Source organism: Actinosynnema sp. NPDC053489, from assembly GCF_044544865.1.
GTDB lineage: Bacteria > Actinomycetota > Actinomycetes > Mycobacteriales > Pseudonocardiaceae > Actinosynnema.
The window spans coordinates 132,698-156,185 of sequence record NZ_JBITXT010000014.1 but is presented as its reverse complement, the minus strand read 5'-3'; the positions used below and the strand labels follow the sequence as shown (position 1 = coordinate 156,185).

The window sequence follows — 23,488 nt, the reverse complement described above, 5'->3', positions numbered from 1 at the left end:
GGAGTCGCCATGCCCGAAGCGCCCGCCCGGCGCCGTCGCCGGGTCCTGTCCCTGCTCGCCGTCCTCGCCGCCCTGCTCGCCGGGCAGCTCACCGCCGCACGGGAGGCCGGAGCGGCCGGAGTCCTGCTCTCCCAGGGCAAACCGACCACGGCCTCGTCCACCGAGAACGCGGGCACCCCCGCGTCCGCCGCCACCGACGGCAACACCGGCACCCGCTGGGCCAGCGCGTTCACCGACCCGCAGTGGCTCAGCGTCGACCTCGGGGCCACCGCCTCGCTGGACCGCGTGGTGCTGAACTGGGAGGCGGCCTACGCGACCGCGTTCCAGCTCCAGACCTCCGCCGACGGCGCTACCTGGACCACGGTCCACACCGCCGCCAACGCCACCGGCGGGACGCAGAGCATCCCGGTGACCGGCGTCGGCCGGCACGTGCGGCTGCTCGGCACGGCCCGCGCCACGGGCTACGGGTACTCGCTGTGGGAGTTCCAGGTCTACGGCACCACCGGCGGCGGCACGCCCTCCGGCACGCCGATCTCGGAGTACAAGCAGGTCGCGGCCTCGTCGTGGGAGGGCGGCAACGCTCCCGCCGCCGCGCTGGACGGCCGCACGACCACCCGCTGGTCCAGCCAGTTCGCCGACGACCAGTGGCTGCGCGTCGACTTCGGCGGCGTGGCCGCGGTCAACCAGGTCGTGCTGAACTGGGAGGGCGCGTACGCCAAGGGCTACCGGCTGGAGGTCTCCCACGACGCGGTGAACTGGACGCAGGTCTACGCGACCACCACCGGTGCTGGCGGCACGGAACGCCTCACCGTCACCGGCACGGGTCGTTACCTGCGGCTGTTCGCCACCGCGCGCGCCACCGGGTACGGCGTCTCGCTCTGGGAGTTCCAGGTCTTCGGCACGGTCGACACCTCCGCGGCCACCCCGCCCCTGTTGTCGCCGCCGACCAAGGCGCCCGCGACGACGGGCCGGTTCGCCCTGTCCGCGCCCGCCGACAACGCGATGGTCACCACCACGCGGCGGCCCGCGTTCTCGTGGGCGGCCGTGCCGGGGGCGGTGCGCTACCAGGTGTGGCTCAACATCAGCCGCACGGACTACGACTTCACCGCGTCGGGCAACCTGATCGACCTCTACACCAAGGTCGCCGAGCCCACCGGCACGAGCTACGCGCCGTCGTGGGACATCGCCGACCGGTGGACCTACAAGTGGTTCGTGGTGGCGGTCGACGGCTCGGGCGGCACCAGCGCGTCGAACATCCGCACGTTCAGCCTCTACCTGCCGACGTTGGCGACCGTCGACGACGGCGTGCGCGTGGTGAACGGCAGCCGCGACCTGAACAGGAACGGTTCGGTCGAGCCGTACGAGGACTGGCGGCAGCCCGTGGAGACGCGGGTGAACGACCTGCTCGGTCGGATGACGATCGAGGAGAAGGCGTTCCAGATGTTCTACAACGCGCAGCAGTTCCCGCGCTCGGGATGGCACTTCGGGCCGGCGGAGGCGCAGGACCTGCACACCGCGCTGCTCGCGTCGAGCGGCACGCGGCTCGGCATCCCGTTCGTGTCGGCCGGTGACACCATCGCCGGTTACAAGACGACGTACCCGTTGCAGAGCGCGCTCGCCGCGGCGCGGAACTACCCGTTGGACTACAAGCTCGGCGACATGCAGCGGCGCGAGCAGCTGGAGGTCGGCACGCGCGGTGTCCTCGGGCCGTTGGCCGAGGTGGGCACGAAGGTGCTGTACCCGCGCATCCAGGAGGGCAACGGCGAGAGCACCGAGGTCGCGCAGGCCCAGGTGCGCGCGCTGGTGGCCGGGTTGCAGGGCGGACCGGAGCTGAACCCCGCCTCGGTACTCGCGACGGTGAAGCACTGGCCGGGCGAGGGCGCGGGCGGCGAGGCGCTGATCGTGTACGACAACGTGACCGTCAAGTACCACGTGGCGCCGTTCCGGGCCGCGATGGAGGCGGGCGCGGTGAACATCATGCCGGGCTACGCGGGCAGCTCGCTGCTCGACCCGGGCGGGCCGGGCGCGGGCGACAGCGCGAAGATCCTCGCCTACCTGCGGCAGAACCTCGGCTACACCGGCCTGATCACCACCGACTGGCTGCCCTCCGGTTCGTGGGTCGGCGCGGCGAACGCCGGGTCCGACGTCATGGGCGGCGCCGACCCGGGCGCGCCCGGGTTCACCATCGCCCAGTTCACCTCGGCGGTGCCGGCGGCGCGGATCGACGACGCGGTGCGGCGGGTGCTGCGGCTGAAGTTCAAGCTCGGCGTCTTCGAGAACCCGTACGGCGACCCGGTGAACGGGCCGTACCGGTTCCACAAGCCCGAGTACGCGGCGCTGGCGAACCAGGCGTCGCGCGAGGCGTTGACGTTGCTGAAGAACGCCAACGGCGTGCTGCCGGTGCGGCTCAACCGCGGCGACAACATCGTGGTGGCGGGTCCGCGGGCCGACGACACGGCCGCGTGCTGCATCTGGACCAGCTACTTCCACCAGGAGTACGGCTCGCAGACCATGTACCAGGCCATCCGCTCCCGTGCCGCCCAGGCGGGGGTGAACGTCTACAAGGACACCGGTCCGGCGCCGAAGCTGGCGGTGGTCGCGGTGGGCGAGACGTCGTACACGCACGCCACGAGCTGGCCGAAGGAGCAGCCGTACCTGCCGCCGGACCAGCTCGCGCTGATCCAGGACTTCCAGCGCCAGGGCATCCCGGTCGTGGTCGCCCTGGTGCTGCCCCGCCCGTACGTGATCACGGAGTGGCACGACCTGGCGAGCGCGATCGTGGTGACCTACCGCGGCGGCGAGGAGATGGGCCCGGCGGTGGCGTCGCTGCTGTTCGGCGACTTCACGCCGACCGGCAGGCTGCCGTGGCAGCTGCCGCGCTCCCTGTCGGACGTGCTGCGACTGGGCGGCACCGACGTGCCGGCCGACGCGACCGAGCAGTGGGACCTCCCGTACGACCTGGGTGCGACGGCGGCCCAGCGGGCGGACATCCGGGCGAAGATCGACGCGGGCGTCACCGTCCCGCCGACCTACGGCAACCCGCTCTACCAGTTCGGCGCGGGCCGAACCACCTGGTAACCGCGAGAGTCCTACGTTCGGGCTTCGAGAGTCCTACGTTCGGAGCCCGTGAGTTGAACACCCGGAACGTGCCGTCCCGTTCCGGGTGTTCGGCCGCCCCGCTCGCGGAACGGTGGCGTTCCCGATCACCGGTTGCCGGTCCTCCCCCGCCTGGCCGGGGTGGGCAGGCGGCAGGCGATCACATCGACGTTCGAGGTCGGCGTGCACAACAGCACGTTGGCGATCACGGTGGCGGTGAGCGTGCTCGGCAGCGAGCGGTTGACCGTGCCCGCCGCCGTCTACGCCGTGGTGATGTTCCCGCCGGCGGTGATGTTCCCGCCGGCGACCCTGGCCGGTTACCTGCTCACGCGCGGGCGCGGCGCTGGACTGAACGCCCGGTCGGGATGCGCCGGACGGACGGCGGCTCGGCCGATTTTTCGGGGTGACCGATACTCCGCTCGTATGACACCCAACGGGACCCCGATACCGCATCCACAAAGCACTTCGTGACCGGCAATCGGCATGTAACCCTTCCGTGCCCACCTCAGAAGTGTCACGAAGGGAACGAATCGGGCCATGCGATTACTCCGCCGCGCACCACTCTCGCCGCGTTCGAGACGCGTGACCGCCGTGGCGATCGCCGCCGCCGTGGTCGCCGCCACCGCCGTGGCGCTCCCGCCCGCGGCCTCTGCCGCCGTGCCGGCCGGCTTCACCGACACCCTCGCCATCGGCGGCCTCACCAGTCCCACCGCCGTCTCGTTCGCGCCGGACGGCCGCGTGTTCATCGCCGAGAAGAGCGGCCTGGTCAAGGTCTACGACTCGCTCGCCGACACGACCGCCACCGTGTTCGCCGACCTGCGCGCGCAGACGCAGGACTTCTGGGACCGCGGCCTGCTCGGCCTGGCCGTGGACCCGCAGTTCCCCACCCGGCCCTACGTCTACGTCGCCTACACCTACGACGCCGTGCCCGGTGGCACGCACCCGCGCTGGGGCGACCAGTGCCCCACCCCGCCCGGTGCGACCGACCAGGGCTGCGTGGTCACCAGCCGCGTCTCCAAGCTGACGATGGGCCCCGGCGGCACGATGACCGCCGAGCAGCCGCTGATCACCGACTGGTGCCAGCAGTACCCCAGCCACTCCATCGGCACGGTCGTCTTCGGCCCCGACGGCGGCCTCTACGTCGGCGGCGGTGACGGCGCGAGCTTCAACTTCGCCGACTACGGCCAGGTCGGCAACCCGTGCGCCGACCCGCCGTCGCCCGCGGGCACGAACCTCACCGCGCCGACCGCGCGCGGCGGCGCGCTGCGCTCCCAGTCGATCCGCCGCCCGGCGGGCGAGCCGGTGAGCCTCGACGGCACGATCATCCGCATCGACCCCGACACCGGCGCGGGCCTGGCCGGCAACCCGTTCGCGGGCAGCGCCGACGCCAACGCCAAGCGCGTCATCGCCCACGGCCTGCGCAACCAGTTCCGCTTCGCCTTCCGGCCCGGCACCGAGGAGCTGTGGGCGGGCGACGTCGGCTGGAACACGTGGGAGGAGGTCAACCGGATCACCGACGTGAACGACGCGACGGCCGAGAACTTCGGCTGGCCGTGCTACGAGGGCTCCGCGCGCCAGGGCGGGTACGACGGCGCCAACCTCGACCTGTGCGAGTCGCTCTACGCGGGCGCGGGCCAGACCGCCCCCTACTACGCCTACAACCACTCGGCGAAGGTCGTGGCGAGCGACCCGTGCCCGACGGGCGGTTCGTCGGTGTCCGGCATCGCGTTCGAGTCCACCAGCAACTACCCGCCCGCCTACGACGGCGCACTGTTCTTCGCCGACAGCTCCCGCGGCTGCATCTGGGCCATGCAGACCACCGCGGGGCTGCCCGACCCGGCCAAGCTGGTGCCGTTCGTGACCGGCGTGAACGTGCCGGTGCAGGTCACCACCGGTCCGGGTGGCGACCTGTTCTACATCGCGCTGGGCGCGGGCCAACTGCGCCGCGTCAGCTACCCGACCGGCAACCAGGCGCCGACCGCCGTCGCCACGGCCACCCCGCAGTCCGGGCCCGCGCCGCTGGCCGTGCAGTTCAGCGGCACCGGTTCCAGCGACCCGGACCCCGGTGACACGCTCTCCTACGCGTGGGACCTCGACGGCGACGGCCAGTACGACGACTCCACCTCCGCCACGCCCACCCGCACGTACACCGCGCAGGGGGCGGTGGCGGTGGGGCTCAAGGTCACCGACCAGGCCGGCGCGTCGGGCACGACCTCGGTCACCGTCACGGTCGGCACGCCGGTCGCACAGGACCCGGTGCCGGTCATCGACACGCCGACCGCGCCGCTGAACTGGACCGTGGGTCAGAACGTGCCGTTCTCCGGCCACGCCACCGACCCGCAGGACGGCGCGCTGGCCGCGTCCGCGCTGAGCTGGAAGCTGAGCATCCAGCACTGCGCGACCAGCGGTTCGTGCCACGAGCACGTGGTGCAGAACTGGTCGGGCGTGGCGTCGGGCTCGTTCATCGCACCCGACCACGAGTACCCGTCGTACCTGGAGCTGACGCTGACGGCCACGGACTCGTCGGGGCGCGTCAAGAGCACCACGACGCGGCTCGACCCGCAGACGGTGGCGCTGACGTTCCAGACCAGCCCCAGCGGGTTGCAGCTGAGCGTGGGCGGCACGGCGCAGACCACGCCGTTCACCCGGACGGTGATCGTCGGGTCGAACAACTCGATCAGCGCGCCGAGCCCGCAGAGCGGTGCGCTCGGCCTGCGGTTCCAGTACACCGGCTGGTCGGACGGCGGCGCGCAGACGCACAACATCGTCGCGCCGGCGAGTGCCACGACCTACCGGGCGAACTACTCGCTGTGCCTGTGCTGACGTGAGCGACCGGCCGCGGACAGGTGTCCGCGGCCGGTCCTCGTCGGGGGTGTCAGGTCTCGGGATGTCAGGCGACGGACGCGGGGAACCGGTCCCACACCCGGTGCGTGCCGAGCAGCGTCTGGACCTCGGCGAACACGTCCGCCGGCGTCTCGCCGACGACGATGCCCAGGTCGCCCGCCGAGCAGCCGGCCTCGACCAGGGCGGCCTCGCCGTTGCCCCACACGCCGATCGCCTTGGCGTGCCGGTAGCACTCCTGGACCATCAGCACCACGCGCGGGTCGACCGTCGCGCCGGGCGCGCCCGCCTTGGCGTCGCGGACCGGGAGGGCGTCCGGGCCGGGCGCCGGCGCGGCGGCCAGCAGCAGCGCGTCGAACTCGATCGAGCGGGCCGTGAGGAACGTCCGCTGCGCCACCAGGCCGTCCTCCAGCTCACCGCCGCGCGCCGCGATGACCAGCGGGACCATGCCCGCGGCCGTGATCGTCTGGCGCAGCGTGTGCAGGCCGTCCAGGCTCGCCGGGTCGTTCACGTCGACCACGATGCCGATCAGTCGGCCGTCGGGCGGCCACACCTGCCCGAGCTGCGACACCGCCGGGCTGGGCGCGACCTCGGCGACCGGTTCGGTCGCCTCCGGCGCGGGCAGGCCGAGGCCGGCCGCGACCTGGGCGCACAGGTCGGCGTCGACGTTGGCGAGCACGCGCAGCTGGCGTTCCTTGATCGCCTGCTCGTAGCACTTGCCCAGCTCGAACGTGAACGCCCGGATCAGGTGCTCCTTCTCCACCGGGCTCAGGCTCCGGTAGAACATCCGGGGCTGGCTGTAGTGGTCGGCGAACGTCGCGGGCGCGCGGCGCTCCTTGACGCCCTCGGCGACCGGGGTCGGGAACTCGACGAACGCGCCCGTCTCCAGGCCGGCCATGAACGGGCAGCCGCCGTCGAGCGTGTTCGGCTTGTACGGGGCCACGCCGCTGTGCACCGCGTGCTGGTGGAAGCCGTCGCGCAGCATGTCGTTGACCGGCGCGTGGGGGCGGTTGATGGGGATCTGGTTGAAGTTCGGGCCGCCGAGCCTGCTCAGCTGCGTGTCGATGTAGGAGAACAGGCGGGCGTGCAGCAGCGGGTCGTCGGTCACGTCGATGCCCGGCGGCAGGTGGCCCACGTGGAAGGCGACCTGCTCGGTCTCGGCGAAGAAGTTCGTGGTGTTCCGGTTGAGCGTGAGCATGCCGATGGGCTGCACCGGGGCCAGCTCCTCGGGCACGATCTTCGTGGAGTCGAGCAGGTCGATGCCCTCGAAGGTCTGCTCCGGGGTGTCGGGGAACACCTGGATGCCCAGCTCCCACTGCGGGTACGCGCCGGCCTCGATCGCGTCGAACAGGTCGCGGCGGTGGAAGTCCGGGTCGACGCCCGCGATCAGCTGCGCCTCCTCCCACAGCAGGGAGTGCACGCCCAGCTTGGGCTTCCAGTGGAACTTCGCCAGCGAGGTCTTGCCCTCGGCGTTGACCAGGCGGAACGTGTGGACGCCGAAGCCCTCCATCATCCGGTAGGAGCGCGGGACGCCCCGGTCGGACATGTGCCACATGACGTGGTGGGTCGCCTCGGTGTGCGTGGAGACGAAGTCCCAGAACGTGTCGTGGGCGCTCTGCGCCTGCGGGATCTCCCGGTCCGGGTGCGGCTTGGCCGCGTGGATGATGTCCGGGAACTTGATGCCGTCCTGGATGAAGAACACCGGGATGTTGTTGGCCACCAGGTCGAAGGTGCCCTCGGAGGTGTAGAACTTCGTGGCGAAGCCCCGCGTGTCGCGCACCGTGTCGGCCGAGCCGCGCGAGCCCACGACCGTGGAGAACCGGGTGAACACCGGGGTCGTCACGCCCTCGGCCAGGAACCCGGCCTTGCACACGCTCGTGGCGTTGCCGTAGCCGACGAAGACGCCGTGCACGCCCGCGCCACGGGCGTGGACCACCCGTTCCGGGATGCGCTCGTGGTCGAAGTGGGTGATCTTCTCGCGCAGGTGGTGGTCCTGCAGCAGTGTCGGCCCGCGGGCCCCGGCCTTGAGCGAGTGGTCGGTGTCGTACAGGCGCAGGCCCGTCGACGTGGTCAGGTACTCGCCCTGCTGCTCCCGCGCGTCGGCCGGGGCGCCGGTCTCCGCCCCGGTCGCGGTGCGCGTCTGGGGTGAGGCCTGGTCCGGCTTGCGCGGAAGGGGCCCCTGCGGCTCGGTCGGCGGGTCGAGCGGGGCCGGCGCGCTGCCCGGGGTGCCGGGAACCGGCGGCGTGACCAGGTCCGCGACCTTCTCCACGGCTTTGTCGAGGGCATCCTTCACGGCTTTGGCCGGCTTGAACGCATCCACGTACGTGCTCCTCCTCGTCGGCAGTCCTACGCCTACTACCCAAAGCAGCGCTTCCTACACCCCGGCGTTCCGGTGATGTCCTTTGTAGACGTCCTGTCCCGTCGCCGCATCGGACCCAGGTCCGACCGGGGAACAGGGGACCGCGGTCCGATCCGCCCGCGGCGAAAACCCGGAATGGTGACCGCCATGACGGACTACGCCTTCCCGGGCCGGTGGATCGGCGCGGGCACGATGGTCCTCGGTCCGGCACTGCTGCTCGTGGGCACGCTGTTGCGCCTGCCGTTCCACTACTTCTTCCCGCGGCAGTTGGTCGCGGTGGCCGAGCACCCGACGTTGATGACCACCGCGCACGCGCTGGTGGTGGCGGGCAACGTGTTACTGGCCTTCGCCGTCCTGTCCCTGGCCCACCGGATCGGGCGGGAGCGGCCGGTGGCGGCGACGTGGGGCGCGGCGCTCGTGCTGGTCGGCTTGTTAGAACGGACGTTCCACGCGGGCATCGACCAGGCCGCGCACAACGTGGTGCGGCACCAGGGGGTCGAGGTGGCGACGGCCCAGGTGAGCCAGTCGTACCAGGACCTGCACCTGTTCAGCTACCTGTCGTTCACCATCCTGATCGGGTGGCCCGTGCTGGCGTACGCCGCCTACCGCAGCCGCGTGTTCGGACCGTTCCGGGCGCTGGCCCTGGCCACGACGTGCCTGTTGCCGCTGGGGGTGCTGAAGGGGACCGAACCGACCTCGGTCCTCGCCGTGGCGGGCCTGTGCGCGGCCCTGGCCCCTACCGGCATCCGCGACCTGCTGACCGCGCCGAGACCGAGCCGCGGATCGGTCCTGGCAACCCTGATCGCCGTCCCGGTCGTCGGTGCCTTGGCATACGTCAGCACCCTCGGCTGACCGGTCGGTCCGCGCCGTCCCGCACTGCTTCCGGTGGCAGCGTCACCACGCACGCGGCCGGACGCGCAAGGGTCGCCCAACCACGACTGACGATCGGAGGCGGCACTGCTCCCATTTCACCCAGCCGAGGCGCTGCTGTACTCGACGCTTCCCCGCGACCGCCCACTCACCCGCAAAGCGCGATCGGCCGAGAACGGAGAGGTGACACTGCCTGGATCACCGGGGATGAGCGGACCCGAGGAAGGAAATGTCCGGCTGCTGCCGATGTCCCGGAGCAGAAGCTCGACAGCCGTCGGACCGCGCATCAGGTCCACGAGGTTTCGGGCGACCGGGCGGAAGTGCGTTCGCCGAGCGACCGTGCCCTCAACATCGCCGAAAGGAGGTCGAGTCGCCGATTCTTGTCCCGGGCCATTGCCCCGTGTGGTGGAGCCGAGGGCTGCTGCGGAGTCAGGGAGCGGTCCCAGGTGTCGCATCGATCCGGGTGGTCGGTCCCTCAACCCCGGAAGTGGGCAGCGGGGTCACTTCACCCCGCCGCCCGTCGACCGAGACCGCCGTCGACCGAGACCCCCGCCGACCCGGAAGGGCCCGGGTCAACTGGTGGGGAAGGCGAAGCGGTGCAGGTGGGCGGGCGAGCCGCCCACCAGGGCTTCGGCCAGGGTCGAACAGGGGACGAGTTCCCGGTCCAGACCGCTGATCGCGAACGGCCGCAGTACGTGGCGGTGGGTGGCCACCACGCGCAGTCGCACGCCCGCCGCCTCGGCCGCCACGTGGCCGCGGTGCAGTTCGTTCAGGCCCGCGGCGGCGAAGAAGTCGACGTCGGTCAGGTCCACCACCACCGGGCCGGGTGGGGTGGACAGGGCCACGGCGGCGGTGATCTCGCGTTTCAGCTCGCGGACGGTCAACGCGTCGACCTCGCCCGCGACACGCACCACGACGGCGCCACCGTGCACTTGGCGGTCCACCCGGAAGGGGTGAACCAGAGGTTCCGTTCTCACGGCCCGCAGCCTCCTCGGGGTCGAAGAAGGCAGTGGCTGCTGGCTCAACCGGCTGCGACACCCGACCGTACTCCTGTTCACCGAAATGCGCAGCTCATGCCCCGTGCCGACGCTGTGGCCACGCACCGTCACGCGTCGGGGCGGCCACCCTCGGCCAAGCCCTCGAAGTACGCCTTCTGGGACGGGTAGTAGTCGTCGAACGACGGCAGCGGGGCACCGGTGCGGGAGGCGACCAGCATGTCCAGGTAGTACTCCCACCCCGGCCCGACCTCGCCGATCCCCTCCTCCGTCGACAGGTGGTGCACCAGGCGCAGCTCCGTCACACCGTCCACCTCGGACAGCAGCAGCTCCACCCGCCACGTGCCGGCTTCGTCCACCATCGACAGCGCCAACCGGCGGGGCGGGTCGCAGGCGTCGATGCGGACCTCCACCCACGGCTCCTGCTCCTCGAACGCCATCTGCACCTTCACCGTGCGGCCCGGCGCGGCCTCGCCCTCCCACGGGCCGAACCACCGGGCGGTGCGCTCGGGCTCGGTCACGCTCGCCCACACGTCCTCGGCGAGCGCGCGGAACGTCCGGCTCGTCACCAGGTCGCTGCCCTGATCGGTGCGGAACAGGCGACCGGCGGGGGTCGGGGTCATGCGGTGTTCTCCTTCAACTCGTCGGCACGCGGTCGGCCGGCACCGCGTTCCCGGCGGGTGCGGTGGACCTCGGTCTCCAGGGCGTCGAGGTGGTGCGCCCAGCCGGACGGCCGGTCGGCGGGTACGTCGAACGCGGCCAGCCACCGCACGAGCGGCGCCAGCCGGGAGGCGTCCAGCACGTAGAACCGCTGCCGGCCCACCAGTTCGTCGCGCACCAGGCCGCTCTCCCGCAGCACCCGCAGGTGCCTGCTGACGGCGGGACGGCTGATCGCGAACCGCTCCGCGATCTGCCCGGCCGACAGCCGCACTTCGGTGCGCAGCGCGTCCAGGATCTCCCGCCGCACGGGGTCGGCGACGGCGCTCGCCACCTCGTCCACGCCCGGAAGCGTAACCAGTAGGTTACGCGTTACGCAATGCCTTCCAGGAACGTGGTCAAAGCCCGGCGGTAGGGTTCGACGGTGGTCAGGTCGGCGTGCTCGTCGGGTCCGTGCTGGCCGTCGCCGCCGACGCCGAAGATCACCGCGTCGATCCCCCGCTGGAAGTAGAACCGCGAGTCGGCCGCGCCGTGCTTGCGCAGCAGCTCCCCCGAGTAGCCCTGGCCGCGCGCCGCCCGCCGCAACGCGGCCACGTCGGGCCCGTCCGGGTCGGCGCGGTGCGGTGGTTCGAGGTGGTCGACCTCGGCCGTGACGCCCGGCGGGCACAGGGCGGTGAAGTGGGCGGCGACCTCCTCCGGCGTGCGGCCGGTGAAGTCGGCGTCCTCGGGCGGGAACCGGACGTCGAGCCACGCGGTCGCGTCGGCGGGCACCTGGTTGAGCGCCTCGTTCCCGGTCGTGATCCGGGCGAGGTTCACCGTGGTCCGCCACTCCTCTTCGGCCGCCACCGGGTGGGCCGCGAGCACCGCGTCGACCGCCCGCACCACCTTCACCAGCGCGTTGTCGCCGAGCCACTGGTACGCGCTGTGCGCGGCCCGCCCGACCGCCCGCAGCCGCACGGCGGCGAGCCCCTTCGACTCGGCCACGACCCGCAGCGCGCTGTGCTCCCCGATCACCACGAACGACGCCGTGACGCCCTGCTCCAGCTGGTGCCGGGTGCCGTCCCGCCCGCCGACCTCCTCGTCGGTCACGAGCTGCAACCCGATCGGGTAAGGCAGGCGGGCGGCGGTGTCCCGGAACACCATCGCCAGCACCAGCGCGGACAGCTTCATGTCCTGCGCGCCCCGGCCGATCAGCCGGTCGCCGTCGCGTCGCGGGCGGAACTGCTCGTCCGAGCCGGGCACCACGTCGAGGTGGGCGTTGAACAGCACCCGGAAGCGGGGTCGCTGGTCACCGGCGTAGACGAGCGCGCTCGGCTTCCCGCCCGACTCGAACCGCTCGACCGTGAACCCGGGCCCGACCACGTCGAGCACGAAGTCGAGCGCGCGGCGCAGGTCGTCGGGCCGGTCGGCGGTCGAGCGGATGGCGAGCAACTGCTCGGTCAGCGACAGCAGGTCCGGGTCGGGTAAGGCGTCCATGCGGTCATCCTGCCCGCGCCGCAGCACCCGATGCAGCTCACGACGCATCGGGGACGGCGCGCTGCGCGTCGTCCACGGCCGCCGGGCAACGCGGTCGGGCGCGCAGCTCCACGATGCCCACCACGAGCGCCAGCGCCACGGCCGCCGTGGCGACGCCCACCGCGACCGACACGGCCACCGGGAAGTCGCGACCGGTGGAGGTCAGCACGAGGTAGAACACACCGGTCAGCGCCGCCGTGCCGATCGCCGAGCCGATGCGCTGCCCGGTCTGCAACGCCCCGCCGGCCGCACCCGCCATCGCCACGGGCACGTGCCGCAGCGTCAGCGTCGTGTTCGGCGAGATCACCCACCCGCCGCCGACGCCCGCCACCAGCAGCGCGGGCATCACGGCCCACCCGGCGACGTGCGGCGGCGCGAGCCGCAGCACCACGGCGGTCACCCCGAGGCCCACCACCACCAGCGTCAACCCGGTGACGGTCAGCTTGCGGCCCCAGTTCTCCACCAGCCGGCCACCGAGCGCGGCGGACGACGCCGACCCGACGGCGAACGGCGTCACGGCCAGCCCCGACTGCAACGGCGTGTAACCGAGGCCGGTCTGGAAGTACAGCGCGAAGACCAGCCAGATCCCGGCGAACCCGACGAAGTACACCGTCCCGAGCAACGCGCCCGTGCCGTAGCCGGGCGTGGTGGTAAACAGCGCTATGTCCAGCATCGGGCTGCGGCCCCGCGCGGCGACCTGCCGCTCCCACCACACGAACAGCGCCAGCAGCGCCGCACCCACCGCGAACAGCCACCACAGCCGCCCCAGCCCGCCCGCCTCGGCCAGGACGAGTGGCAGCATCACGGCCAGCACGCCGAAGCCCAGCAGGGCCGCGCCGACCAGGTCGAGGTTGCCGCGCCGCCCGCCCCTGGCGGGCGGCAGGAGGCGTGCGGCCAGCACGAGCGCGGCCACGCCGATCGGCACGTTGACGTAGAAGATCCACCGCCAGCCCTCGTCCTCGCCCGCCAGCGCCAGGATCAGGCCGCCGGCGATCGGTCCGACGGCCGTGGAGATGCCCACCGTCGCGCCGAAGAACCCGAACGCCCGACCGCGTTCCGCGCCGCGGAACAGCTGCTGGATCAACGCCGAGTTCTGCGGCGCCAGCGCACCCGCCGAGATGCCCTGGGCGAGCCGCGCCACGATCAGCACCTCGGTCGTCGGCGCGATCCCGGCCAACGCGCTGAACAGCACGAAGCCGCCCAGCGCGCACAGGAACATGGTCCGCCGCCCGATCGCGTCACCCAGCCGCCCGGCGGGCACGAGGGCCAGGCCGAACGCCAGCGCGTACCCGGAGACGACCCACTGGACGCCCGCCGGCGTGGTGCCGAGGCCGTGCTGGATGGAGGGCAGGGCGACGGACACGATGCTCACGTCGAGCAGGCTCATGAAGCCCGCGACGAGCGTCACCGTGAGCGCCTTCCACCGCCTCGGGTCCGGCTCGTACGCGCTGGTCACCACCTATTCCTACCCGCCACCACGATCAGCCGCACGCTCACGACGTGTGACGCGGGCGGCAGTGGATACCCCCGGGCCATGGAACTGGAGCCTGATCGACTCACCGACGAGGACCTGCGCCGGTTCGTGCTGGACCGGCTCGCCGAGGACGAGGAGCGGCTCGCCCGCGAGGAGCTGCCGCTGCTGGACGACGCCGAGAGCCGGGGGCGGTTGCGGGTCCTGCGGTCCGACGACGGCCGCGAGCTGCTGCTCGTGCCCGGCGACACGCAGGCGCTCGGCGACCGCGCGCCCGTGCCGTTCGACGAGAAGGCGCAGTGGCTGCGCAAGGAGGTCGAGGGCACGTCGGACCGGTCCCTGCTCGTGCTGCTCGCCACCGCCTACGAGACCCACCACGGTTGGCAGGAGGAGTGGCGGACGTGACCATCCCCCGCCGCCCGGACGACGACCTGCCGCCCCCGGCCCCGCCGCGCAGCGCGTTGACCCTGCGCCTGTGGTTGGCCGGGTTCGGCGTGGTCTTCACCGCCGTGGCGGCCGTGCTGTGCGTGCGGGCGGGCGTGACGTGGGCGGCGGTGCTGCTGGGCGTGCTCGCGGTCGTCCTGGTCGTGGACTTCGGGTGGGTGGTGCACCGCAAGCGCCGCGGCGACCCGGGCTGATCAGCCGGCCGCCACCGGTCGGGACGCGCGCGGCCCGGGCACGTCGTGGTGGCGGCTGACGTTGCGCCAGAGCAGCTCCTGGGAGTCGGCGACACCGATCGAGTCGTCCGGCAGCACGCCGTCCGCCTCCTTCAACCGCACCATCGCGTCCTCGATGGCCGCGTGGGCGGCGAACAGGCACGGCGTGCTGTAGATCGCCGCGTCGACGCCCAGGCCCGCCAACTCGCCCAGCGACAGCCTCGGCGACCGGCCGCCCGCGATCTGGTTGAACAGCAGCGGCTTGCCGCCCACCACCCGCCGGACCGCCCGGACCACCTCCACCGAGGGCATGCCCTCCACCAGGACGACGTCGGCGTCGGTCCGGGCGAACGCGGCGGCCCGGCGCAGCACCTCGTCCTCGTCCGTGGCGTCGGTCCGGGCCACGACCACCAGGTCCGTCCGGGCCGCGAGCACGAGCTCCAGCTTCTCCAGGTACTGCTCCAGCGGCAGCACCCGCTTGCCGGCCACGTGCCCGCACCGGCGCGGGCGCTGCTGGTCCTCCAGCACCACGCCGGACGCGCCCACCTGCTCCAGCGCGCGGACCACCTGGCAGGCGACCTCCGGGTCGGTGTACCCGTCGTCGACGTCGACCAGCAGGTGGTGGCGCGGGAGGGCCAGCCGCAGCCGCTGCGCGAACCCCACCACGTCCGGCCAGGCGATGAAGCCGACGTCGGGCAGGCCGTAGTGCGAGGCGGAGAAGCCGAACCCGGAGACGAACAGCCCGTCGTAGTGCCGGGCCGCGATCGACGCCGACAGCATGTCGAACACGCCGATCAGCGGCGTGGTCCCCGGGGCGGCCACCGCGGCCCGCAACGCCTTGCCGTAAGCCATGCGGGGAACCGTAGGCGGCGTCGCCGAGCGCGGTCGAGATATCGGAAGGATGAGATCCACTCACCCCGGCGGGTCAGGGCAGGGCGGCGATCACGTCGTCGGCGGTGACCGGCAGCGAGAACATCGGGAAGTCGAACCGCAGGGCGTTGTCGTGCTCCTCCTGCGAGGTGGCGGCGACGCAGTCGGTCAGCGTGACGACCCGGTAGCCGTTCTCGTAGCCGGTGCGCATGGTGGACTCGACGCAGCAGTTGGTCAGGAACCCGCCGAGCACGATGGTGGTGATGCCCTTGCTGCGCAGGATGAAGTCGAGGTTCGTGCTGGCGAACGTGTCCAGCCCCCGCTTGCCCTCCACGACGATGTCGCCGTCGCGGGGCGCGAGGTCGTCCACGATCGCCGCGCCCCAGCTGCCCTTGACGAACGCCTTGCCGTCCACGACGCCCTTGAGGATGCCGTAGGGGTGCGCGGAGATCTCGTGGTAGCCCTCGGCGAACGCGATCGGCGCGTGCATCACGGTCACCCCGGCCGCCCGGGCGGCTTCCACGAGCGCCACGGTCTTGGGCAGCATGCCGGTGCTGCCCATCACCCCGCTGACCGCGTCGTGCAGCACGCCGCCCTCGCTGGTGAAGTCGTTCTGGTACTCGATCAGCACGAGCGCGGTCGTCTTGGGGTCCAGCACCAGTTCGGTCATCGCGTGACTCCACTCCTCGGGCGGCGGGGCGCGACCCGATTCAACGTCCCCGCACCCGCCACCGCAATGCGTCGTCCGGGTTCACTCCGCGCCGGCGCCCCCTCCCCCTCGGCTCGCGGGGCACCCGCCGCTGGTTCCCGACAATGCCGCGGAAACGATTTGGCGATAGTACCGGCCGGTCGGCACGCTATGCGCACATCGAGCCGAGGAACGGACACGGCGAACGTCCATCGACGCCGGCTCGGCAGACCGCACTCCCCGGCGTGACCTGTTGTAAGGTCCGGCCAGGGAGCCGCCCATCGGGAAACTCCGACCGGATGAATCCGCTTTGGGAAAACCTGAAGGAGAATCGGTCGAACGGGTGTCGTCATTGCGCGACGCCCGCAGTGGAAACGCCCCCATGGCTCAGCAGGACAGAGCGCGCCGCCACGAACGGCGAGGTCCCGAGTTCGAGTCCTGGTGAGGGCACGGCTGGAACCCCGTGCCACCGCGCCAGCCCGCCGGGGCGTGGTCGGCGGTTCCGGGCCGGCAGCACCTTCGGCGCGACGGGTGGAGAATAGCCGGGCGGCGCATTCCCGGCCGGCCGGAATGCGCGTTAGCCGACACATATGTGAACCGGCCCGTCGAATAGGGCGGCCACATATGTGAACCTCGCGCCCGTGCCACCACGAGCCGTTGACACGCCCGGAACATGCGCTACGGTGCGATCAGAGAGCGCTTTCCCGAAAACCCTGCACTCACCCCTCATACGGGAGAGGAAATAACCATGCCCACATCTCCTGGGAACCGGCGCGCCCTGCTGAAGCTCGTCACGGCCGCCGCGCTCGCCACGACGGCGGTCGCGTTGCCGGGTGCCACGCGGGCGTCGGCGGCGGCCACGCCGGACGGGTTCGCCTCGGTCGACGCGCTGGGGCAGAACAGCACGACCGGCGGCGCGGGCGGAGCGGTCGTCACCGCCACCACCACCGCCCAGCTCCTCGACTACATCGCCCGCCCACAACCACTCGTCGTGCAGGTCAAGGGCACGATCACGCTGCCGACCGGCAACTCCGACGGCATGCACGACGTGGCCTCCGACAAGACCATCGTCGGCCTCGGCCCGGACGCCCGGCTCGTCGGCGGCGGGCTGAACATCGGCGTTCCAGTGAACGACGACGTCACCACTCCCCCGGCGAACGCCGTGCACAACATCATCATCCGCAACCTCTCGATCACCGGCGCGACCGACGACCTGCTCAACGTGCAGATGTTCAGCCACCACATCTGGATCGACCACAACGACTTCTCCAACGGCGACGACGGCGCGGTCGACATCAAGCGCGGCAGCGATTTCGTCACCGTGTCGTGGAACAGGTTCCACGACCACGACAAGACGCTGCTGCTCGGCCACGACGACGACAACGGCGCGCAGGACGTCGGCCGGTTGCGGGTGACCTACCACCACAACTACTTCGACGGCTCCGACCAGCGCAACCCGCGCGTCCGGTTCGGCGAGTCGGTGCACGTCTACAACAACTACTACCGCGACAACAGCTACGGCGTGGCGTCGACGATGAACGCGGGCGTCGTGCTGGAGGGCAACTACTTCCACAGCGTGAACAACCCCGGCCGCGTCGACTTCAGCGGCGACCTCGGCCGGATGGTCGCCCGGGACAACGTCCTCGTCGACTGCAACCACCGGATCGAGGTCCGCGGCTCCGTCGTGGAACCGCGCACCTACTACGCCTACACCCTCGACCGGGCCGCCGACGTGCCCACCACCGTGCCCGCCGGCGCGGGCGTCGGCCGCGTCTGACAGGAGCACCGATGAGCGACATCACCAGGCGCGGCCTCCTCGCGGGTGCCGCCGCGACGGCGCTCACCGCCGTCACCGCACGTGCCGCGGGTGCGGGCCACCGCGGCCGCGTCACCACCAACCCGGTGTGGGCGGCGCCGTTCCAGACCGCCGACGGGTTCGCCGGGACGAACACGCTCGGCCGGAACGGCACCACCGGCGGCGTCGGTGGTCCCGTGGTCACCGTCCGCGACACCGCGACCTTCCTCGACTACTGCGACCGCGACGAGCCCTACGTGATCCAGGTCGACGGGGTCATGACGTTCGGCAGCAAGCAGGGCCTGCGCTCCGACAAGACCGTCATCGGCCTGCCCGGCGCGGAGATCCGCGGCGGTGGGCTGGACCTGTACCGCAGGCAGAACGTCATCATCCGCAACCTCAGGTTCAGCGGCGCGGACGACGACGCGATCAGCATCCAGCAGTCCTCGCACCACATCTGGATCGACCACTGCGACCTCAGCGGCGGCGCGGACGGCCTGGTCGACGTCGTGCGGGGCGCGGACTTCATCACGGTGTCGTGGAACCACTTCCACCACCACAGCAAGACCGCCCTGCTGGGCCACTCCGACTCCAACGCGGACCAGGACACCGGCAGGCTGCGCGTCACGTTCCACCACAACTACTTCGACGCCACCGAGCAGCGGCACCCGCGGGTCCGCTTCGGCGAGCCGGTCCACGTCTACAACAACTACTTCCGCGACAACCGGCTGTACGGGGTCGCCTCCACGGAGAACGCGGGGGTGCTGGTCGAGGCCAACTACTTCGAGAACGTGCCGCACCCCGTCCACTCCGGTTACGGCGAGAGCGGTCCCGGCCGGGTGGTGCAGCGCGACAACGTCTTCGTCAACTCCGGCACGCCCCAGGTGCTCGGGACCGTCGTCGAGCCGCGCACGTACTACGCCTACACGCCCGACAACCCCTCGACCCTGCCCACCACCGTGCCCGCCGGCGTCGGCGTCGGCGTCGGCCGGATCTGACCCCCGGAGGACTGCCATGAGCCCCATCAACCGCCGACGCCTGCTCGCGGGCTCGGCCCTCGCCGTCGCGGCCGCCTCCGTGCCGCGTGCCGCGTGGGGGTCCGCCGGCGCACTCGCCGTCGCCGACGGGTTCGCCGGGGTGAACGCGCTGGGCCAGAACGGCACCACGGGCGGTGCCGGCGGCCAGGAGGTCACCGTGACCACGGCCGCCGCCCTGGCCGACTACGCGGGCCGCAAGGAGCCGTACGTCATCTCGGTGTCCGGTCGCATCCAGGTCGGCGACGAGATGCTGACGGTGGTCGCGAACAAGACCATCGTCGGGGTCGGCTCCACCGCCGAGATCACCGGCGGCGGGCTGCAACTCGGCTCGACCACCCGGCCCGGAAACAACGTGGTCATCCGCAACCTGCGGTTCACCGACGCCGCCGACGACTCGATCAGCGTCACGAACTCCGCGCACCACGTGTGGGTCGACCACTGCGACCTGTCCAACGGCTACGACGGACTGCTGGACATCAAGCGCAACTCCGACTACGTGACCGTGTCGTGGAACCACTTCCACCACCACGGCAAGACCGCGCTGCTCGGCCACTCCGACACCTACACCAGCGACCGGGGCAAGTTGCGCGTCACCTACCACCACAACTTCTTCGACGGCACGGACCAGCGCCACCCGCGCGTGCGCTTCGGCGAACCCGTGCACGTCTACAACAACTACTACCGGGGCAATTCCCTCTACGGTGTCGCGTCCACGATGGACGCGGGAGTCGTGGTGGAGGGCAACTACTTCGAGAACGTCGCCCACCCGATCCTGTCCGGCTACGACAAGAGCGGTCCGGGGCGGGTGGTGGAGCGCAACAACGTCTACGCCGGTTCCGGGGCGCCCCAGACGCTGGGGACGGTCGTGGAACCGCGCACCTACTACGGCTACTCGGTGGACGACCCGGCGTCCGTGCCGCGGCTCGTGACCGCCGGGGCGGGCGTCGGCAGGGTCTGACGCCCCACCCGGACGGCGCGTTCCGTGCCCACCCCTGCCCGGGTGGGCACGGAACCGTCATCCCCCTACTGGAAGACGACGTCGGAGCAGAAGTAGAACGACTGGTCCAGGTGGCTGGCCTGCCAGATCACGTAGACCACGTGGCGACCGGTGCGGCTGCCCGCGTCCACGGCCACCCGGTAGTGGTCCGACGGCGCGTAGCGGCCGGTGCTGGCCACGAGGTCCAGGTGATTCCAACCCAGCGCGGTCGTCGTCGCGTCGTAGCCCTGCTTGGTCACGTACACCCGGAGGTAGTCCGCGCCGTGCCTGGCCTGGTCCCACACGTCGAGGGTGAACTGCCGCGACTTCGCCGCCGCCTTCCACGCCCCCGGCTTGTCCAGCGCCGCGTACCGGGTGCCACCGGTGTGGCCCGCGCTGCACAGCTGGCCGTTGGGGATGACGCCCTGGTGGTTGCCCGCCACGCCCTCGCGGTACAGGCCGTTCCAATTCCACATCGCGGTGGTGTCGGCCTGCCAGGCCTGCCAGCACATCGGGTCCTGCTGCGCCATCGTCGGGTTCTGGAAATCGCTGCCCCAGCGCTGCCAGCAGCCGTAGTTGCGCGACGGCGGGTCGACGGTCGAACCGTGCGCGTCGGCGACGCCGGTCAGCAGGCTCGCCATGAGCCCGCCGACCGCCGCGAGCGTCGCGACCGCCTTGCCGAGCAGTTTCTTCTTCACGGGGAAGGACATGAGCGCCACTCTCTCCTCCTCGTTGAGGATGACCACGTTCGTGATTGATCACGGGTGAACTTGGGAGCGCTCCCAAATCGCACTGTAACCATCCGTGCGCGGGAATGGGAAGTGTTGTCGCACAACGGGTTCGCATTCGACGCGCATTCGACCGCCATTCGACGAAGACCTCGCCCCACGGCGACGGGAAACGTGGCACGACCTCTCTTGACGCACTCGGCTCGCCGAGGGGATCGACTGGTCGCCGGCCACCCCCGGGCGACCGCCGAGCGCTCGGGAGGGCGCTACAGCACCGACAGGTCCACGGCCTCGGCCATGGCGTGGTAGCCCGCGTCGTTGGGGTGCAGGCGGTCGCCGCTGTCGTACGCCGGGCGCAACGCGTCCGGGTCCGCCGGGTCGGCCATCGCCCGGTCGAAGTCGACCACCGCGTCGAACTCGCCCGAGGTGCGGATCCAGGCGTTCACCTCGTCGCGCACCGCCTCACCGGCCTCGGTGTAGTACGCCGCGCCCTTGTACGGCAGCAGCGTGCCGCCGACGATCCGCACGCCCCGCGCCCGCGCCTGGCCGATCAGCTCGCGGTACCCCGCGATCAACTGCGCAGCGGTGACCTCCGGGTTCGGCGTGGTGCACTCGATCGCGAAGTTGGCGAACCCGATGTCGTTGATGCCCTCCAGCAGGATCACCGTGCGCACGTCGGGCTGCGCCAGGGCGTCGCGCCCGAACCGCGCGGTCGCCCGCTCCCCGAAGCACGGCGAGTCGTTGAGCACCCGGTTGCCGCCGATGCCCGCGTTGACCACGGCCCGCCGGCCGCCCAGCCGCTCGGCCAGTTCGTCCGGGTAGCGGTTGTTCGCGTCCACGGTGGACGCCGCCCCGTCGGTGATCGAGTCCCCGAACGCCACCACGACGTCGCGGCGCGGGCCGGGGTCGAGCACCTCGACGGCGCTCAGGTAGAACCACGACTGCGACGTCTCGGTGAACGCCTCGGCCGCCACGTCGGCCCGGTGGTCGCCCGCCGCGCGCCAGGTCGTCGCCGTCGCGAACAGGTGCCCGGTGGCGGGCCCCGTCCGGCCGGCCAGGTACAGGGTCACGGTGACCTCGGCCAGCGGCGGCACGGCCAGCGGCGCGACGTCGCCGACCACCTCGCCGCCGACCGGCACGGTGACCGAGCGGTGGCCGCGGAAGCTCAGGTGCCGCACGCTCGCCGGCCGCACCGCCGCGCCCCGGTCCGCGCGCGCCACGGTCGCGCCCGTCACCACCAGCGGTGACGTGCCGTAGGCGTTGGAGAGCCTGACTCGCACCGCCGCGCCGCCGTCGCTCACCCGCACGACCTGCCGCACGGTCTGGTCCTCGAACCCGGCCGGGCCCCAACCCGGACCCAGCAGGTCCGTGGGGGTGTGCGGTGAAGCGGCCCACGTGGCGCTCCACCCCGGCCCCGCCGAACCCGCCGCCACACCGGGCACCAGCGCGATGCCCAGCACGGCGACGACCCCCGTCGCCAACTTCCTCATGAGCGTGACCCCCCGTCACGTAATGGATGCACGTCCACACGCTAACGACACCCCCCGACAGAAACGGGTGGTCGCGAGCCTCACGTGGTTGGGGATCCGCCCGACCGGGTGACTTGACCGCCTCTTGACGTTCGCCGGGCGGCCGTCTTAGGGTCCGGCATCTCGAAAATTGCCGGATCAATGACGAAACTTTCGAACGTCGCCGTCGTAGTCGTCCGAGAAAGCGAAGACCGCCATGAAGTCGATCCGACTGCTCACCACCGCGCTCGCCGTGGTGGCGCTGACCTCGCCGGCGCTGGTCGCCGCGGCCGCACCCGGTCCGGGTGACGTCCCGCCGGGCCACGCGAAGAAGGACACCCTCCGCTGGGTGGCGCCCAAGGGCTTCCACATCGGCAGCGCCGCGGCCGGTGGCGGGCACCACGAGTCGCAGCCCTACCCCGACCCGTTCACCAAGGACCTCGAGTACCGCGCGGTGCTGGCCGAGGAGTTCAGCTCCGTCTCGGCCGAGAACCAGATGAAGTGGGAGTACATCCACCCGGAGCGGGACCGCTACAACTTCGGCATGGCCGACGCCATCGTGAAGTTCGCCCAGCAGAACCGCCAGGTGGTGCGCGGGCACACCCTGCTGTGGCACAGCCAGAACCCGGCGTGGCTGGAGCAGGGCGACTTCACCGCCGACGAGCTGCGCGCGATCCTGCGCGAGCACATCACCACCGTCGTCGGCCGCTACAAGGGCAAGATCCAGCAGTGGGACGTGGCCAACGAGATCTTCGACGACTCCGGCAAGCTGCGCACCACCGACAACATCTGGATCCGCGAGCTGGGCCCCGGCATCATCGCCGACGCGTTCCGCTGGGCGCACCAGGCCGACCCCAAGGCCGACCTGTTCTTCAACGACTACGGCGTGGAGAGCGTCAACGCCAAGAGCAACGCCTACCTGGCGCTGATCAAGGACCTGAAGGCGCAGGGCGTGCCGGTGCACGGCTTCTCCGCCCAGTCCCACCTGAGCACCCGGTACGGCTTCCCCGGTGACCTGGAGGCGAACCTCAAGCGGTTCGCCGCCCTCGGGCTGGGCACGGCCATCACCGAGCTCGACGTGCGCATGGACCTGCCCGCCGACGGCGTGCCGACCGCCGAGATGCTGGCCAAGCAGGCGGACTACTACAACCGCACGCTGGTCGCCTGCCTCAACGTCAAGGGCTGCGACTCCTTCACGATCTGGGGCTTCACCGACAAGTACTCCTGGGTGCCGGTGTTCTTCCAGGGCGAGGGCGCGGCGACGGTGATGTGGGACGACTTCACCCGCAAGCCGGCCTACCACGCGCTGCAGTGCACGCTGGCCAAGGAGTCGGTCAAGCGCGGGGAGCACCACCCGCGGCTGCCCGCCTGCGCGAAGTAGGCACGACCGCCTCACCCGCGAGCCGTCGGCCCCCGTTCGAACCGA

Annotated in this window: 20 protein-coding genes and 1 tRNA gene; 11 read left to right on the top strand and 10 right to left on the bottom strand. The window is 71.6% G+C overall.

Features of this window, described 5'->3' with window-relative positions:
* Positions 1 to 9 precede the first annotated feature (9 nt).
* The 3 genes from ACIGNX_RS28185 to ACIGNX_RS28175 all read left to right on the top strand — a co-directional run bounded on the left by ACIGNX_RS28185 (position 10) and on the right by ACIGNX_RS28175 (position 5,919).
* Positions 10 to 3,078, top strand: coding sequence for a discoidin domain-containing protein (locus tag ACIGNX_RS28185; RefSeq protein WP_396543822.1), 3,069 nt, complete (start codon positions 10 to 12; stop codon positions 3,076 to 3,078).
* Between the two features lie 159 nt (positions 3,079 to 3,237).
* Complete coding sequence (locus tag ACIGNX_RS28180; RefSeq protein ID WP_396543821.1) at positions 3,238 to 3,567, top strand: hypothetical protein; 330 nt, start codon at positions 3,238 to 3,240, stop codon at positions 3,565 to 3,567.
* A 111-nt stretch (positions 3,568 to 3,678) separates the two neighbouring features.
* A complete protein-coding gene (locus ACIGNX_RS28175) occupies positions 3,679 to 5,919 on the top strand; it encodes a PQQ-dependent sugar dehydrogenase (RefSeq protein WP_396543819.1) in 2,241 nt (746 codons plus the stop codon).
* Positions 5,920 to 5,986: 67 nt separating this feature from the next.
* Here the strand turns inward: ACIGNX_RS28175 and ACIGNX_RS28170 are convergent, their stop codons facing one another.
* Entirely contained in the window at positions 5,987 to 8,257 is a 2,271-nt protein-coding gene (locus tag ACIGNX_RS28170; protein ID WP_396543818.1) for a catalase, read from the bottom strand.
* Positions 8,258 to 8,443: 186 nt separating this feature from the next.
* Here ACIGNX_RS28170 and ACIGNX_RS28165 point away from each other — a divergent pair, with 186 nt between their 5' ends.
* Positions 8,444 to 9,148, top strand: a complete 705-nt coding sequence (locus ACIGNX_RS28165; RefSeq protein ID WP_396543817.1) for a hypothetical protein — start codon at positions 8,444 to 8,446, stop codon at positions 9,146 to 9,148.
* Positions 9,149 to 9,738: 590 nt separating this feature from the next.
* Here ACIGNX_RS28165 and ACIGNX_RS28160 read toward each other — a convergent pair.
* The 5 genes from ACIGNX_RS28160 to ACIGNX_RS28140 form a co-directional block, all read right to left on the bottom strand.
* On the bottom strand, positions 9,739 to 10,110 hold the full coding sequence (locus ACIGNX_RS28160; protein ID WP_396543815.1) for an STAS domain-containing protein: 372 nt from the start codon (positions 10,108 to 10,110) through the stop codon (positions 9,739 to 9,741).
* Positions 10,111 to 10,271: 161 nt separating this feature from the next.
* Positions 10,272 to 10,784 carry an SRPBCC family protein gene (locus tag ACIGNX_RS28155; protein ID WP_396543813.1) on the bottom strand — a complete coding sequence of 171 codons (513 nt, stop codon included), beginning with the start codon at positions 10,782 to 10,784 and terminating at the stop codon, positions 10,272 to 10,274.
* Entirely contained in the window at positions 10,781 to 11,161 is a 381-nt protein-coding gene (locus tag ACIGNX_RS28150; RefSeq protein ID WP_396543812.1) for a metalloregulator ArsR/SmtB family transcription factor, read from the bottom strand. The genes ACIGNX_RS28155 and ACIGNX_RS28150 overlap by 4 nt, the downstream gene beginning before the upstream one ends.
* Positions 11,162 to 11,190: 29 nt before the next feature.
* Positions 11,191 to 12,294, bottom strand: coding sequence for a M20 family metallopeptidase (locus ACIGNX_RS28145; protein ID WP_396543811.1), 1,104 nt, complete (start codon positions 12,292 to 12,294; stop codon positions 11,191 to 11,193).
* 37 nt (positions 12,295 to 12,331) lie between these two features.
* A complete protein-coding gene (locus ACIGNX_RS28140; RefSeq protein WP_396543810.1) occupies positions 12,332 to 13,789 on the bottom strand; it encodes an MFS transporter in 1,458 nt (485 codons plus the stop codon).
* Between the two features lie 78 nt (positions 13,790 to 13,867).
* On the opposite strand from ACIGNX_RS28140, the gene ACIGNX_RS28135 reads away from it, so the two are divergent.
* The gene (locus tag ACIGNX_RS28135; RefSeq protein ID WP_396543808.1) at positions 13,868 to 14,209 is read left to right on the top strand and encodes a hypothetical protein; all 342 of its coding nucleotides are present in this window, start codon (positions 13,868 to 13,870) and stop codon (positions 14,207 to 14,209) included.
* A complete protein-coding gene (locus ACIGNX_RS28130) occupies positions 14,206 to 14,442 on the top strand; it encodes a DUF6343 family protein (protein ID WP_396543807.1) in 237 nt (78 codons plus the stop codon). Before ACIGNX_RS28135 ends, ACIGNX_RS28130 begins: the two co-directional genes overlap by 4 nt.
* Here ACIGNX_RS28130 and ACIGNX_RS28125 read toward each other — a convergent pair whose 3' ends face one another.
* Positions 14,443 to 15,312 (bottom strand): oxaloacetate decarboxylase, encoded by an 870-nt coding sequence (locus ACIGNX_RS28125; RefSeq protein ID WP_396543805.1) that lies wholly within the window; start codon positions 15,310 to 15,312, stop codon positions 14,443 to 14,445.
* Positions 15,313 to 15,385: 73 nt separating this feature from the next.
* Complete coding sequence (locus ACIGNX_RS28120; RefSeq protein ID WP_396543803.1) at positions 15,386 to 16,000, bottom strand: cysteine hydrolase family protein; 615 nt, start codon at positions 15,998 to 16,000, stop codon at positions 15,386 to 15,388.
* Positions 16,001 to 16,394: 394 nt separating this feature from the next.
* On the opposite strand from ACIGNX_RS28120, the gene ACIGNX_RS28115 reads away from it, so the two are divergent.
* From ACIGNX_RS28115 to ACIGNX_RS28100, 4 genes are all read left to right on the top strand, one after another.
* Positions 16,395 to 16,468 (top strand) — tRNA-Arg (locus ACIGNX_RS28115).
* A gap of 298 nt (positions 16,469 to 16,766) precedes the next feature.
* Positions 16,767 to 17,795, top strand: coding sequence for a polysaccharide lyase family 1 protein (locus tag ACIGNX_RS28110; RefSeq protein WP_396543801.1), 1,029 nt, complete (start codon positions 16,767 to 16,769; stop codon positions 17,793 to 17,795).
* 11 nt (positions 17,796 to 17,806) lie between these two features.
* Positions 17,807 to 18,811, top strand: a complete 1,005-nt coding sequence (locus ACIGNX_RS28105) for a polysaccharide lyase family 1 protein (RefSeq protein ID WP_396543799.1) — start codon at positions 17,807 to 17,809, stop codon at positions 18,809 to 18,811.
* Positions 18,812 to 18,827: 16 nt separating this feature from the next.
* Entirely contained in the window at positions 18,828 to 19,808 is a 981-nt protein-coding gene (locus ACIGNX_RS28100) for a polysaccharide lyase family 1 protein (protein WP_396543798.1), read from the top strand.
* A 65-nt stretch (positions 19,809 to 19,873) separates the two neighbouring features.
* Here ACIGNX_RS28100 and ACIGNX_RS28095 read toward each other — a convergent pair whose 3' ends face one another.
* Together ACIGNX_RS28095 and ACIGNX_RS28090 are read right to left on the bottom strand one after the other, a co-directional pair.
* Positions 19,874 to 20,536: a lytic polysaccharide monooxygenase gene (locus tag ACIGNX_RS28095; RefSeq protein WP_396543796.1), complete on the bottom strand. Its 663-nt coding sequence runs from the start codon at positions 20,534 to 20,536 to the stop codon at positions 19,874 to 19,876.
* A gap of 284 nt (positions 20,537 to 20,820) precedes the next feature.
* Entirely contained in the window at positions 20,821 to 22,044 is a 1,224-nt protein-coding gene (locus tag ACIGNX_RS28090; protein WP_396543794.1) for an SGNH/GDSL hydrolase family protein, read from the bottom strand.
* A gap of 235 nt (positions 22,045 to 22,279) precedes the next feature.
* Between ACIGNX_RS28090 and ACIGNX_RS28085 the strand changes: the two genes are divergently transcribed.
* On the top strand, positions 22,280 to 23,443 hold the full coding sequence (locus ACIGNX_RS28085; RefSeq protein ID WP_396543793.1) for an endo-1,4-beta-xylanase: 1,164 nt from the start codon (positions 22,280 to 22,282) through the stop codon (positions 23,441 to 23,443).
* Positions 23,444 to 23,488 lie beyond the last annotated feature (45 nt).

Excerpts from the sequence above, each read along its gene's own strand:
- ACIGNX_RS28105 (WP_396543799.1), top strand. The coding sequence starts at position 17,807 with ATGAGCGACATCACCAGGCGCGGCCTCCTCGCGGGTGCCGCCGCGACG.
- ACIGNX_RS28100 (WP_396543798.1), top strand. The coding sequence starts at position 18,828 with ATGAGCCCCATCAACCGCCGACGCCTGCTCGCGGGCTCGGCCCTCGCC.
- ACIGNX_RS28135 (WP_396543808.1), top strand. The coding sequence starts at position 13,868 with ATGGAACTGGAGCCTGATCGACTCACCGACGAGGACCTGCGCCGGTTC.
- ACIGNX_RS28120 (WP_396543803.1), bottom strand. The coding sequence starts at position 16,000 with ATGACCGAACTGGTGCTGGACCCCAAGACGACCGCGCTCGTGCTGATC.
- ACIGNX_RS28125 (WP_396543805.1), bottom strand. The coding sequence starts at position 15,312 with ATGGCTTACGGCAAGGCGTTGCGGGCCGCGGTGGCCGCCCCGGGGACC.
- ACIGNX_RS28165 (WP_396543817.1), top strand. The coding sequence starts at position 8,444 with ATGACGGACTACGCCTTCCCGGGCCGGTGGATCGGCGCGGGCACGATG.
- ACIGNX_RS28085 (WP_396543793.1), top strand. The coding sequence starts at position 22,280 with ATGAAGTCGATCCGACTGCTCACCACCGCGCTCGCCGTGGTGGCGCTG.
- ACIGNX_RS28110 (WP_396543801.1), top strand. The coding sequence starts at position 16,767 with ATGCCCACATCTCCTGGGAACCGGCGCGCCCTGCTGAAGCTCGTCACG.
- ACIGNX_RS28145 (WP_396543811.1), bottom strand. The coding sequence starts at position 12,294 with ATGGACGCCTTACCCGACCCGGACCTGCTGTCGCTGACCGAGCAGTTG.
- ACIGNX_RS28155 (WP_396543813.1), bottom strand. The coding sequence starts at position 10,784 with ATGACCCCGACCCCCGCCGGTCGCCTGTTCCGCACCGATCAGGGCAGC.
- ACIGNX_RS28185 (WP_396543822.1), top strand. The coding sequence starts at position 10 with ATGCCCGAAGCGCCCGCCCGGCGCCGTCGCCGGGTCCTGTCCCTGCTC.
- ACIGNX_RS28090 (WP_396543794.1), bottom strand. The coding sequence starts at position 22,044 with ATGAGGAAGTTGGCGACGGGGGTCGTCGCCGTGCTGGGCATCGCGCTG.
- ACIGNX_RS28095 (WP_396543796.1), bottom strand. The coding sequence starts at position 20,536 with ATGTCCTTCCCCGTGAAGAAGAAACTGCTCGGCAAGGCGGTCGCGACG.